Genomic DNA, 12355 nt, shown 5'->3' on the forward strand with positions numbered 1-12355 from the left:
CCAAAGCACCGCGTCTGCGTTCGCGGGGGGTCAGAAGGGACCAGATCTTACCGAGCGTTCGTGTCTTCACAGCCGCAAGTCCGCCATTTCTCGCGGCAGCGCGGATTTGATGTCATAGATCACCGAGAGGTTCTTGGCGTAGCGGTTGATCCAGCCCGGCGGACGGTCCAGATAGGTGCGATGCGGCACCGCCAGCATGACCCCGTCATAGCGATGCACTTGCGGCGTGTCGGTCAGGTCGATCCCGTATTCGGCACGGGCAGTGATGGGGTCGGCCAGCGGGTCGTGAATGTCCACCCTAACGCCATAATCGCGCAGTTCTTCCAGAATATCGACGATGCGCGTGTTGCGCAGATCGGGGCAGTTTTCCTTGAAGGTCAGGCCAAGGATCAGAACCCGTGACCGTGCCACGTTTATCCCCTTGCGCATCATCGACTTTATCATTTGTCCGGCGACATATGCGCCCATGCCGTCATTGATCCGGCGGCCCGACAGGATCACCTGCGGGTGATAGCCCATCTCTTCCGCCTTATGGGTCAGGTAGTAGGGATCGACGCCGATGCAGTGTCCGCCGACAAGACCGGGTCGAAAGGGCAGGAAGTTCCACTTGGTGCCCGCCGCTTCCAGCACGGCACCGGTGTCGATGCCGAGCCTGTTGAAGATGATCGCAAGTTCGTTCACCAGACCGATGTTCAGATCGCGCTGGGTGTTTTCGATCACCTTCGCGGCCTCGGCGACGCGGATGCTTTCGGCCTTGAAGGTGCCCGCCGTGATGATCTGGGCATACAGCGCGTCGATGCGGTCAGCGGCTTCGGGTGTCGAGCCGGACGTGACCTTCACAATCGACGGCAGCCGGTGGGCCCGGTCGCCGGGGTTGATCCGCTCGGGGCTGTAGCCGACAAAGAAATCGCGGTTGAAGGTCAGGCCCGACGCCGCTTCGAGGATCGGCACGCAGACTTCCTCGGTCGCGCCGGGATAGACGGTGCTTTCATAAATCACGATATCGCCTTGCGACAATGCGCACGCCACGGTTTGGCTGGCGCGCCGCAACGGCGTCAGGTCGGGGCGGTTATGGGCGTCGATGGGGGTGGGGACAGTCACGATGAAGACAGTCGCCGCCGTCAGGTCATCCGGGTCGCTGGTAAAGCGCAGGTGGCGGGCATGGGTCAGGTCGTCGGCTGTCACTTCATCCGTGCGGTCCTTGCCGGATTGCAATTCAGCGATGCGGGTCGGGTCGATGTCGAACCCGATGACCGGGCGCGTTTTGCCGAACTCGACCGCAAGCGGCAGGCCGACATAGCCCAGCCCGATCACTGCGATCTGCCCAAGATCTGGAAAGTCCTTCATAACCGAACGCGTCCGCTAACAATCCGCAACACAACCATTGCGAGTGTAACATTGCGTAAACATCCGTTAAAAGAAAGTTAAAATTCAACCTAAAGAGGCAAAAGGCGCGACCCTTTTCTGTTTCAACCCCAAAAACACGGGGGATCAGGCTTTGTAGTAGTCCAGATACCACGCGACGAAGCTATTCACCCCATCGCGGAAATCGGTTTCCGGGCGATAGCCGGTCAGGCGTTTCAAAAGGGTCGCGTCCGCCCAGGTGGCGGGGACATCGCCCATCTGCATCTCCATGTAATTGCGCTGGGCTTTCTTGCCGATCGCATCCTCGATGGCATCCACAAAATCCAAAAGACGCACCTTGTCCGAGTTTCCGAGATTCACCACGCGATAAGGCGCGGCAGGTGACAGGCTGTCGCCGTCTTCGATATCATCCGGGCTGGCGGGGCGAACAGGGACTGCGTCGATCAACAGGCGGATGCCGCGCACCAGATCCTCGACATAAGTGAAGTCGCGGAACATCTCGCCATTGTTGTAGATGTCGATGGGGGTGCCGTCGATGATGCCTTTGGTGAATTTGAACAACGCCATGTCGGGGCGTCCCCACGGGCCATAGACGGTGAAGAAGCGGAACATCGTTGTGGGTAAGCCCCACAGATGTGCATAGCTGTGCGCCATGCTTTCATTTGCCTTCTTGGTGGCAGCATAGATGGTCAGCTGGGTGTCGGCTTTCTCGGTTTCAGTGAATGGCATGTCGGTGTTTGCGCCATAAACCGAACTGGTCGAAGCCATCAGCAGATGGTCGACCTTGTGCCGCCGTGCGGCCTCCATCACGTTGAAGGTGCCGATCACGTTGCTGTCCAGATAGGCGCGGGGGTTCTCAAGGCTGTAGCGCACACCAGCTTGGGCGGCGAGGTGGACGATCACGTCAGGCGCGAAGTCGTCCGTCACCTCGTCCAGCAGCGCCTGATCTTCCAGCATCCCTTCGGTCATCGTGAAATTCGGATCTTGCAACAGCATCTGGTGACGGCGCAGTTTCAGCGTCACATCGTAGTAATCCGTCATCCCATCATAGCCGTGCACGCGAAAGCCCTCGGCCAGCAGCAGTTTGGACAGGTGATAGCCGATGAACCCGGCCGACCCGGTGACCAAAACTTTGCGTTGCGCCATGGGGATATGCCTTTCAGGGTGCGGTTTGGTCGCTTCTAACGCGGGGATCGGGCAACGCCAAGCCTGATCATGCGGGCTTAATCTGCGCTGGTGTCATCGCGCGTGGAATGATAATCCGCTGTGAGATACAATTTCCTGACAAGGTGGGGACCGCATGCCTGCTTATCGTTCCAGAACTTCGACCCATGGCCGCAATATGGCCGGTGCCCGTGGCCTTTGGCGCGCGACCGGCATGACCGATGATGATTTCGGCAAGCCGATCATCGCCATTGTGAACAGCTTCACGCAGTTTGTGCCGGGTCACGTCCACCTGAAAGATTTGGGCCAGATGGTCGCGCGCGAGGTTGAAGCCGCAGGCGGTGTTGCCAAGGAATTCAACACCATCGCTGTCGATGACGGGATCGCGATGGGCCATGATGGGATGCTGTATTCGCTGCCGTCGCGCGAAGTGATCGCCGATAGCGTCGAATATATGGTTAACGCGCATTGTGCGGATGCGATGGTTTGCATTTCGAACTGCGACAAGATCACGCCCGGTATGTTGATGGCCGCCATGCGTCTGAACATCCCCGTAATTTTCGTGTCCGGCGGTCCGATGGAGGCCGGTAAGATCGAGATGGCTGACCTTGACATGGACAAGATCGACCTTGTCGATGCCATGGTTGCCGCCGCCAGCGAAGACCTGACGGATGAGCAGGTTCAGCATATCGAAGAAAACGCCTGCCCGACCTGCGGGTCGTGTTCGGGCATGTTCACCGCAAACTCGATGAACTGTTTGGCCGAGGCGCTGGGCCTTGCCCTTCCCGGCAACGGATCGACCCTTGCGACACACGCGGACCGCAAACACCTGTTTCTTGAGGCCGGACGCAAGATCGTCGAGATCACCAAGCGTCATTACGTGAACGAAGAAAAAGGCCTGCTTCCGCGCGAGATCGCCACGTTTGACGCGTTCGAAAATGCCATGTCACTGGACATCGCAATGGGTGGATCCACCAACACTGTTCTGCACCTGCTGGCCATTGCCCATGAGGGCGAGGTCGATTTCACCATGAAAGACATGGACCGGCTCAGCCGAAACGTGCCCTGCTTGTGTAAGGTCGCACCCAACATCGCCAACGTGCATATGGAGGACGTTCACCGCGCCGGTGGCATTTTCTCGATCCTGGGCGAGTTGCATCGGGCCGGGCTTCTGCATGGCGATTGTTCAACCGTGCACACAGCCACGATGGCCGAAGCGATCGCGAAATGGGACATCAAGATAGCCAACAACCCCGAGGCCGAAAGCCTGTTCAAAGCCGCCCCCGGTGGCGTGCGCACCACGCAGGCGTTCAGCCAGTCGAACCGATACAAGGAACTGGACACTGACCGCGAAGGGGGCGTGATCCGGTCCAGGGAACACGCGTTCAGCGAAGATGGCGGGTTGGCTGTTCTGTTTGGCAACATCGCGTTGGACGGGTGCATCGTGAAAACGGCGGGCGTGGATGCCTCGATCCTGAAATTCACCGGCACTGCGCATGTCTGCGAAAGCCAGGATGCGGCGGTCAGCGATATTCTGACCGGCAAGGTCAAGGAGGGCGACGTGGTCGTCATCCGCTACGAAGGTCCGCGCGGCGGGCCGGGGATGCAGGAAATGCTGTATCCGACCAGCTATCTGAAATCGAAAGGGCTGGGCAAGGCCTGTGCGCTTCTGACCGATGGGCGCTTTTCGGGGGGCACTTCAGGCTTGTCAATCGGTCACGTGTCGCCGGAAGCGGCAGAGGGTGGTGCGATCGGATTGGTGCAGCAAGGCGACAAGATCGAGATCGACATCCCCAACCGCACCATCAATCTGGCCGTGCCGGACGAGGAACTGGCCACGCGCCGCGCCGCGCAGGACGAACAAGGCTGGCATCCCGCCCAGCCCCGCAAGCGCAAAGTGTCAAAGGCGCTGAAAGCCTATGCGATGCTGGCGTCTTCTGCGGCGAAGGGCGCGGTGCGTATGATCGACTGATCAAAGGCAGATAGGATCGGGAAAGGGCGGGGGTTTATCCCCGCCTTTTCTAATTTTGCAGCAAAGAATTTTCCCAGTTTCTGAGAAAGCTCTGCCGCTTCAGACTGTCAAGAAAGACCAATAGGCCGGGTCCATACCGAATGGGTCTGAGCGACGGGTTCGCGCGCAGGGCGGACGGATCAATGGCGGGCAAGCCGGTGGCATCCACCAAATCCTTGCGGGATTTCAGGCTCAGCAGAAAATCCAGCATCGCGCGGGCGTCGTCGACGTTCTTCGCTGTGCGCGGGATCAGGACGGTGCGCGACATGATATTTACATAGTCGCTCATCTCGATGATCTGATAGCCACCTGTATTCTTTTGCTGGCTTGCCGCATAGCTGCCCAGCACGTTATAGGCCAAGGCCAGCTTGCCAGATGCCACGTCACGGATCATGTCGCCCGAGCAGCAATAAAGCTTGGCATCCAGACGCCCCATCACCTCCATCAGCCGCCAGAACGCATCAGAGTTTCGGCTGTCCTGCGTCGCCATCAGATAGCCAAAGCCGGAACGGCGCACGTCATAGGTGCCGATTTTGCCCTGAAACCGTTCCGGGTTGGCGCGCAGAAGGGCAATCAGTTCATCCCGGTTTTGCAGTGCTTCGCCGGGTGGGAAAAATTGATCCGAGACCACGACCACCGCTGGCTCCTGCGTGAAAGCAAACAACTGATCACGCCAACTGGCCCAAGCGGGCAGGGCGGTCGAGGTGGTTGGGGTGTGGTTCAGTGCAAAGCCGTCATTTGCCAACTTGGTCTGCAAATCCATTGCCGAGGATATGGCAAGGTCGAAGGCCGCCCCCTCGTCATACAACGCCTTCATCAAGTCGGTTGTGCCTGTTACGACATAGTCGACAGTTACACCCGGTTGGCTGGCTTGAAAGGCGCGGATGATCGGATCGAACACATCAAGATCGGCGGTCGAGACGACGCTAAGCCTTGCCCGTTCGGATGTCGCTTCGTATAGGCGACGATCCTCGATCTCGAAACCCGCTGCCACACTGGCAGACAGGGCCAACCCAAGAACTGCTGACACTAGTCGCGTGGGAATACCAGCGAAACACATGCGCCTTCCCCCTTTTCATTCGGTGAAATTTCCAACCGTCCGCCATGCGCTTTCGCGACCTCGTCCGCGATGGTAAGCCCAAGCCCAGACCCCACGATGTCGCCGACATTCGCGCCGCGCGTATAGCGGGTCGTCAGGCCAGACAGATCCGTGTCACCAAAGCCTCGTCCCTGATCCGTGATTGACAGGGTGATATTATGATCAAGAATGACGCGGGCAGTGATGTTGCTGTCGTCCGGCGAATACTTGATCGCATTGTCGAGAATGTTTTGAAGCGCGGCTTGCAGCAGGATGCCATCGCCCGTGAATGCCACAGGCTCGGTGCCAAGCTCGCGCTGGATCGCGATGTCTTTCAGGTCGGCGGTGGGGCCAAGCCGGTCGCAGGTTTCAGCCATAAGCCCTTGCAAGTCGAGCGCGTCTTGCGCCAAGCTGTCGGCCCGGAACGTGACCATCGCATGATCCAGCATCTGCCCGGCCGAACGTGAGCTTTCGTCGATGGCGCGGATCATCTCGCGGATCGCCAGTTTGTGTTCGGGTTTGTTCAGCTTGCGGTGAGTGATCTCGGCCTGCGCGCGAACGGTTGCAAGCGGGGTGCGCACACGATGCGCGGCCTCGGTGATGAAGTCTTCGGTGCGCGACAGCGACGCCCTGAGCCGCGCCATGAAGGAATTGAGGGCATTGATCAGCGGCACAAGTTCATCAGGCGCATCGGCCTGAACGGGGCGCAGATCGGTCGGTCCGCGACGCGTGACCGATCCTGTGATCCGTGTGATCGGTGCCAGCGCCGAGCCGGCAGCCCACAGGCTGAGCGCGGTGGCCAGCAGAAAAAAACCGACGCCAATGCCCGTCGCCGTCGCGGTGATTTGCCGGGAAATGGCCGCAAGCCCCTGTCGGGTTTGCGCCACCGTCACCACCACTTGCGCCGCATTCGCCCCGGTGCCAACCGGGCGCGTGACCGAGACAGCGCGTATCTCGTCGCCACGATAGAGCAGCGTCTCGACGCTTGGTGCGCTGAGGCGGGGCGGGACTTCCGGTTGCGGCAGATCGGCATACCCGGTCAGTGTCTGACCTTCCGAAACGACACGATAGAACACCCGATCTTCGTTGATCGACCCCAGCATGGACAAGGCCGAATACGGCAGATCAAGCGTGACGTGACCGTCCTCGCTGCGCAAACTATCGGCAATGGCTGTGGCAGACGCCGACAGGATGTCATCCTGCGTGCCTTCGGCGGCCCGTTCGGCCACGCCGCGCACGACCAGAAAAAAGGCCAGCGACAAGACGGCAGCGACAAGGGCAAGCTGAATGAACAGCCGCCTGCGGATTGATCCGATGATCTTCACCGCGCGACCATCCGATAGCCCATGCCGCGCACGGTTTCGATCTTTGCGCCCGATCCTTCGAGCCGCTTGCGCAAGCGGCCCACATAGACTTCGATTGCATTTTCGGACGCCTCATCCGACAAGGAAAAAAGCCGGTCAATGAGGTGAGTTTTAGAGAAGACCTGTCCGGGGGCTGCAAAAAACACCTCGAGCAAACGCAGCTCGCGGTTTCGCAGCGACACGGTCTGGCCGTCAAATCGCAATTCGCCTTTGGTCGAATCAAGCGTTGTCTCTTCAAAGGTTGTCGTGTTGTCCGCCGCGCCGCCCTGACGCCTGAGAACGGCGCGCACGCGGGCTTCCAACTCGGAAAAGTCGAAGGGTTTGACGATGTAGTCATCCGCCCCGAGGTCCAGCAATCCGACCCGATCAGATACCGACGACCGAGCGGTAATAACGATCACCGGCGTGCGTCTTTCGGCCTGCCTTTGGCGTTCCAGAAAATCGCGGCCATCGCCGTCAGGCAGCATAATATCCAACAAAATCAAGTCGTAATCGGCAACGGCGGTCAGGTCAGTTGCATCGGACAAAGTGCCAGCGTGATCCACGGCGTGACCATCCAGTTGCAATCGCTCGACCACGACGCCAGCCAGCTTTGGATTGTCCTCGATCAGAAGGAACCGCATAAGTTGCCCTTTTTTCTGCTGCGTGACAGGTTGGTGTCAGGTTCAGGCGATTGGGTCTGAGCATGGGCGGGTGTAACGCCCCTGTCAAATGGGAGGAACTAATGACAAAACGTCTTTTCAAGGCGCTGGCGACCAGTGCCGTATTGGGCCTTGGTGCCACCACCGCAGCAACCGCTGCCGAATGTATTGCACCGGCCAACCCCGGCGGTGGCTGGGACTTCACCTGCCGTCAGATCGGCAAGATCATGTATGACATTGGCGCGGTGGACAAACCAATTCAGGTCACGAACATGGCGGGCGCGGGTGGCGGTTTGGCGTTCAACCATGTTGTGTCCGAACGCAACGAAGATGCCGACCTGATCGTCGCGGCGTCGTCGGCAACCTCGACCCGTCTGGCGCAAAACGCTTATGCTGGCATGACGGCAGATCAGGTTCGCTTTGTCGGTGCCATCGGTGCCGATCCCGGCGTGATCGTTGTTGCGGCAGACAGCCCTTACCAGACGTTGAATGATCTGGTCGAGGATGTGAAAGCCAATCCGGGCAGCGTTGCTTTCGCTGGTGGGTCGGCGGTTGGTGGGTTTGACCACCTTAAGCCTCTGATGATCCTGCAACGTGCAGGTGTCGAGGATGTGAAGGCCGTGAAATACATCGGTGTTGACGGTGGTGCAGATGCGATCACCCAAACCGTTGGCGGGTTCACCCAGGCGATGTCGGGCGATATGTCCGAAATCGTCGGCTTCCTGAAATCCGGCGACGTGCGAGCCATTGCGGTTCTGACCGAAGAACGCGTGCCGGGCTTTGAAGACATTCCCACCGCGAAAGAGCAAGGCATCGACGTTGTCGCCGTCAACTGGCGTGGGCTTTATGTGCCCAAGGGTATCAGCGACGATGACTTCAACATGTGGGCTGAGCGGCTGCAACAAGTTGCAGACAGCGATGAATGGAAAGAAGCCATGGCCGCAAATGGTCTGGCGCCGTTCACCAAGGTTGGCAACGACTTCCAGTCTTACGTTGACGGTGTGGTGTCCGAAATCCGCGCTCTGTCGAAAGAGATCGGGGTGATCCAGTAATGGCCTCTGACCGTATCTTCGGAGCGGTCGTGACCCTGGTGGCGCTGGCATATGTTGCCAGCGCCGCACAGATCCAGACCAGTTTCATGGCGGATCCTGTCGGGCCAAAGACCTTTCCCATCCTGATCGGAAGCGTTGCGGCTCTGTGCGGGATTATCGTCGCTGTGAAGCCTGACCCGGATCCTGAATGGCCAGTGCTGGCCACGTTTGGCTCTCTCGCGCTCGCTGTTGTTGTGTTGGTGGGCTATGCCTATGCGCTGAAACCACTTGGGTTTCTGATCCCGACGGCGATCACGGCCACCATTCTGAGCTATCAAATCGAGCCGCGCGCCTGGCGCGCCGTGCTGGCCGGGATCGGCCTGTCCGTTGGCTTGTTCCTGATCTTCAAATTCGCGCTGGGCCTTGGGCTTGTGCCCTTTCCCAAATCGCTGACCGGCTGAGGAAATCCCCATGGAATTACTCTCGAACCTCGCGATCGGATTCGAAATCGCGCTGTCTCCTTATACGCTGATGCTGGCCGTGATTGGCTGTTTCATCGGCACAATCATCGGCGCGCTGCCGGGCCTTGGCCCGTCCAACGGTGTGGCGATCCTGATCCCGCTGACCTTTACGATGGGGCTGGATGCCACATCGGCGCTGGTCCTTATGACGTCCGTTTACTACGGCGCGATGTATGGCGGGCGGATCAGCTCGATCCTTCTGAACATTCCGGGTGACGAACCGGCGCTGATGACCACGCTCGATGGTTATCCCATGGCGAAGGCGGGTCGTGCGGGTGACGCGCTGGTTCTGTCCGGTGTTGCGTCGTTTGTCGGCGCGTTTCTGGCGACCATCGGCCTTATGCTTCTGGCACCGCTTCTGGCGCGTGTGGCTTTCCTGTTTGGTCCAGCCGAGTATTTCGCGCTTTACCTGCTGGCCTTTGCCACGCTGGGCGGCATGGCATCAAACAACCAAGCCAAGGCGGCGATTGCGTCCTGTATCGGCTTGGGCATCGCGATGATCGGGGTGGACAATAACTCGGGCCTGCCGCGCTTGACCGGCGGCAATATGCACCTGTTCGACGGCATCGACTTCCTTGTCGCCATCGTTGGCCTGTTCGCCATCGCCGAAGTCTTCTTCTTCATCGAAAGCCACGGCAAGAACACCTCTATCGGGGTGAAGCTTGAAAAGGTGACGATTCCGTTCAAAGACATCATGGAGTCTGGTTGGACCATGCTACGCGCATCGGTCGTTGGATTTGTCGCGGGTGTGCTTCCGGGGGCTGGGGCCTCGCTGGGCAGTTTCCTGGCCTATATGAGTGAAAAATCCATCGCGGGTGAAAAAGGCGGCTTTGGCACAGGTGTGCCGAAAGGTGTCGCCGCGCCTGAGGCGGGCAACAACGCGGCGGCTGGTGGCGCTTTGGTGCCGATGCTGACGCTGGGTGTGCCCGGATCTGGCACCACGGCCGTTTTGCTGGCGCTTCTGATGACACTGAACATCACCCCCGGCCCGATGTTGTTCACCGAACGGCCCGAGGTCGTTTGGGGCCTGATCGCATCGCTTCTGATTGCCAACTTCGTGCTGCTTCTGATGAACGTGCCGATGGTGAAGATCTTCGTGAAAATCCTGTCCGTGCCGCCATGGGTCTTGTTGCCGGGTGTGACGATGATCAGCTTCGTGGGCATCTATTCCCTGTCCGGCAGTTATTTCGACCTGCTTCTGATGGTGGCGTTTGGGGTGCTGGGCTATGTGCTGCGCAAGCTTGATGTCCCGACCGTTCCGGTCATTCTTGGCATCCTGCTGGGCGGTCATATGGAGGACGCGCTGCGACGCGCCATGGTATTGTCGAGCGGCGACTGGACCTTCCTGTTCTCGTCCGGCATTTCAATCACGCTGTGGATCATTGCCGTTGTGGGTTTTGTGGCCCCGATGTTCCTGCGCAATGTTCTCAAGAAACCGCAAAGGATTACCGACTGATGGTAAAGGTGCTTATTCCTTCGGGTGCGTTGGGTCTGGGATATGATCGTGACGCGCTGGCACGAGGGATTGCGGCGCAACCGGACATCATTGCGATTGATGGGGGCTCGACCGATTCGGGCCCTCATTACCTTGGCACCGGCACGTCGAAATACTCGCGTGGATCCACCAAGGCCGAGTGGGCTGATCTGATGGCCGCGCGGGTCGAAGCCGGTGTGCCGCTGATCATTGGAACGGCTGGCACATGCGGCGCGGATGATGCGGTTGACTGGCTGGTTGACATCACCCGCGAGATTGCCGCCGAACGAGGCGAAAGCTTGAAGCTGGCCGTGCTGAAAAGTGGGCAGGATGGGGACGCGATGGCGTCGGCGCTTGAGGATGGGCGGATCACCCCTTTGACCCCTGCGCCCGAAATCTCGGCGGACCTTCTGCGTGACTGCACCAATATTGTCGCGCTGGCGGGGGCTGAACAGATACAGGCCGCGCTTGAGACTGGTGCGGATATTGTGATTGCCGGGCGGACGACCGACACCGCGATTATCTCGGCTTTGCCGCTTGCGCGGGGCTGTCATGCAGGCAGTGTCTGGCACGGTGCCAAGATTGGCGAATGCGGGGCGCTTGCGACGACCAGCCCGAACACAGGAACAATCCTGATCGAGTTTGACGCAGATGGGTTCACCATTACTCCGATGGGCAGGGATGCCCGCGCGACACCTCGCACCGTGTCGGCGCATATGCTGTATGAAAACAACGATCCGTATCGGTTGTATGAACCTGGCGGGTATCTGGATGTGACAGGCGCGCAGTATGCGGCACTTGATGACCGTCGGGTGCGGGTGACGGGCAGCGAATGGGTTGAAACAACACCCTACACCGTGAAGCTGGAAGGCGCGCGGCGCGCCGGGTTTCAAACCGTGTCATTGGTGTTGGTGCGTGATGCGCATTACGTGGACAACATACGTGCCTGGGTGGATGACATCCGGACAAAGTGCACCGCCAAGGCAGCGGCGCGTGTAGGCGGAGACTTCCATATCGAACTGCGGATCATCGGCGCTGACGCCACGCTTGGTGCGTTGGACACCGGCGCGACACCGGGCAGCGAGCTTGGCGTCATGGGCATTGTCACCGCCGAGACCGAGGCAGTGTCACGCGAAGTGGCGAAGATGCTGAACCCTTATCTTTTGCACCACCCGCTGACCGAGCAGGAAGAAATGCCGACTTTCGCCTTCCCGTTCTCGCCGCCTGAAATGCCGCGCGGTGCAGTTTACGAGTTCTGCCTGAATCATGTGCTCGCGCTGGACGACCCCATGGAGGCTTTTCGATTGACGATTGAGGAGGTCGGCGCATGACCGCCCTGAAAGACATCGCGGACAAGGTGCGGTCGAAAAACGCAGGACCGTTTTGGCTGACCCTGGATGTTTTCTGCGGCACGGAGGAGGCGTTTGCGCGCATCTCTGCCGGGCTGGATACGGATTTGGTCGCAGAAACGTTCAAGACCGATCCCGCAACGCTGAAACGGTTCGATATGCAGGAGTTGAACGTGGTGAAGTTCAGCCTGCCGCGCCCCGCTGTGCAGGGAACGCGGGCAGACAGGGACATGCATGGAGCGAGTTTTGCGGTGCTGTTGGGCGAGGTGCAGGTCGACTGACCTGGCGCGATGGCTCACGTTGTGAGCCTGTGAGGGGCGTTGCCCCTCTGCGCTGGCGCGCATTCACCCCAGGATA

At 59.5% G+C, this 12355-nt stretch carries 11 protein-coding genes; 6 read left to right on the top strand and 5 right to left on the bottom strand.

What is annotated here, in order from left to right:
* Nucleotides 1-66 precede the first annotated feature (66 nt).
* Together tviB and BMY55_RS02360 are read right to left on the bottom strand one after the other, a co-directional pair.
* Nucleotides 67-1347, bottom strand: coding sequence for a Vi polysaccharide biosynthesis UDP-N-acetylglucosamine C-6 dehydrogenase TviB (gene tviB / locus BMY55_RS02355; RefSeq protein WP_091427969.1), 1281 nt, complete (start codon nt 1345-1347; stop codon nt 67-69).
* 144 nt (nt 1348-1491) lie between these two features.
* On the bottom strand, nt 1492-2511 hold the full coding sequence (locus BMY55_RS02360; protein ID WP_091427971.1) for an NAD-dependent epimerase/dehydratase family protein: 1020 nt from the start codon (nt 2509-2511) through the stop codon (nt 1492-1494).
* A gap of 154 nt (nt 2512-2665) precedes the next feature.
* Here BMY55_RS02360 and ilvD point away from each other — a divergent pair, with 154 nt between their 5' ends.
* Nucleotides 2666-4501, top strand: a complete 1836-nt coding sequence (ilvD, locus tag BMY55_RS02365; protein ID WP_091427972.1) for a dihydroxy-acid dehydratase — start codon at nt 2666-2668, stop codon at nt 4499-4501.
* 49 nt (nt 4502-4550) lie between these two features.
* Here the strand turns inward: ilvD and BMY55_RS02370 are convergent, their stop codons facing one another.
* The 3 genes from BMY55_RS02370 to BMY55_RS02380 are packed head-to-tail and all read right to left on the bottom strand — an operon-like array spanning nt 4551 to nt 7605.
* Entirely contained in the window at nt 4551-5600 is a 1050-nt protein-coding gene (locus tag BMY55_RS02370) for an ABC transporter substrate-binding protein (RefSeq protein WP_091427974.1), read from the bottom strand.
* A complete protein-coding gene (locus BMY55_RS02375) occupies nt 5570-6943 on the bottom strand; it encodes a sensor histidine kinase (RefSeq protein ID WP_091427975.1) in 1374 nt (457 codons plus the stop codon). The genes BMY55_RS02370 and BMY55_RS02375 overlap by 31 nt, the downstream gene beginning before the upstream one ends.
* Complete coding sequence (locus BMY55_RS02380; RefSeq protein ID WP_091427977.1) at nt 6940-7605, bottom strand: response regulator transcription factor; 666 nt, start codon at nt 7603-7605, stop codon at nt 6940-6942. The genes BMY55_RS02375 and BMY55_RS02380 overlap by 4 nt, the downstream gene beginning before the upstream one ends.
* A 101-nt stretch (nt 7606-7706) precedes the next feature.
* Between BMY55_RS02380 and BMY55_RS02385 the strand changes: the two genes are divergently transcribed.
* From BMY55_RS02385 to BMY55_RS02405, 5 genes are read left to right on the top strand one after another with little or no spacing between them, the layout of a single operon-like run.
* Nucleotides 7707-8675: a Bug family tripartite tricarboxylate transporter substrate binding protein gene (locus tag BMY55_RS02385; protein ID WP_091427978.1), complete on the top strand. Its 969-nt coding sequence runs from the start codon at nt 7707-7709 to the stop codon at nt 8673-8675.
* Entirely contained in the window at nt 8675-9115 is a 441-nt protein-coding gene (locus BMY55_RS02390) for a tripartite tricarboxylate transporter TctB family protein (protein ID WP_091427980.1), read from the top strand. Before BMY55_RS02385 ends, BMY55_RS02390 begins: the two co-directional genes overlap by 1 nt.
* Before the next feature lie 10 nt (nt 9116-9125).
* Nucleotides 9126-10631 carry a tripartite tricarboxylate transporter permease gene (locus BMY55_RS02395; protein WP_091427983.1) on the top strand — a complete coding sequence of 502 codons (1506 nt, stop codon included), beginning with the start codon at nt 9126-9128 and terminating at the stop codon, nt 10629-10631.
* Nucleotides 10631-11980, top strand: a complete 1350-nt coding sequence (locus tag BMY55_RS02400; protein ID WP_091427985.1) for an acyclic terpene utilization AtuA family protein — start codon at nt 10631-10633, stop codon at nt 11978-11980. Before BMY55_RS02395 ends, BMY55_RS02400 begins: the two co-directional genes overlap by 1 nt.
* The gene (locus tag BMY55_RS02405; protein ID WP_091427988.1) at nt 11977-12279 is read left to right on the top strand and encodes a DUF4387 family protein; all 303 of its coding nucleotides are present in this window, start codon (nt 11977-11979) and stop codon (nt 12277-12279) included. Before BMY55_RS02400 ends, BMY55_RS02405 begins: the two co-directional genes overlap by 4 nt.
* Nucleotides 12280-12355 lie beyond the last annotated feature (76 nt).

The organism is Aliiroseovarius sediminilitoris (genome assembly GCF_900109955.1).
Classification (GTDB): Bacteria; Pseudomonadota; Alphaproteobacteria; order Rhodobacterales; family Rhodobacteraceae; genus Aliiroseovarius; species Aliiroseovarius sediminilitoris.

Excerpts from the sequence above, each read along its gene's own strand:
- tviB (WP_091427969.1), bottom strand. The coding sequence starts at position 1,347 with ATGAAGGACTTTCCAGATCTTGGGCAGATCGCAGTGATCGGGCTGGGC.
- BMY55_RS02360 (WP_091427971.1), bottom strand. The coding sequence starts at position 2,511 with ATGGCGCAACGCAAAGTTTTGGTCACCGGGTCGGCCGGGTTCATCGGC.
- ilvD (WP_091427972.1), top strand. The coding sequence starts at position 2,666 with ATGCCTGCTTATCGTTCCAGAACTTCGACCCATGGCCGCAATATGGCC.
- BMY55_RS02370 (WP_091427974.1), bottom strand. The coding sequence starts at position 5,600 with ATGTGTTTCGCTGGTATTCCCACGCGACTAGTGTCAGCAGTTCTTGGG.
- BMY55_RS02380 (WP_091427977.1), bottom strand. The coding sequence starts at position 7,605 with ATGCGGTTCCTTCTGATCGAGGACAATCCAAAGCTGGCTGGCGTCGTG.
- BMY55_RS02385 (WP_091427978.1), top strand. The coding sequence starts at position 7,707 with ATGACAAAACGTCTTTTCAAGGCGCTGGCGACCAGTGCCGTATTGGGC.
- BMY55_RS02390 (WP_091427980.1), top strand. The coding sequence starts at position 8,675 with ATGGCCTCTGACCGTATCTTCGGAGCGGTCGTGACCCTGGTGGCGCTG.
- BMY55_RS02395 (WP_091427983.1), top strand. The coding sequence starts at position 9,126 with ATGGAATTACTCTCGAACCTCGCGATCGGATTCGAAATCGCGCTGTCT.
- BMY55_RS02400 (WP_091427985.1), top strand. The coding sequence starts at position 10,631 with ATGGTAAAGGTGCTTATTCCTTCGGGTGCGTTGGGTCTGGGATATGAT.
- BMY55_RS02405 (WP_091427988.1), top strand. The coding sequence starts at position 11,977 with ATGACCGCCCTGAAAGACATCGCGGACAAGGTGCGGTCGAAAAACGCA.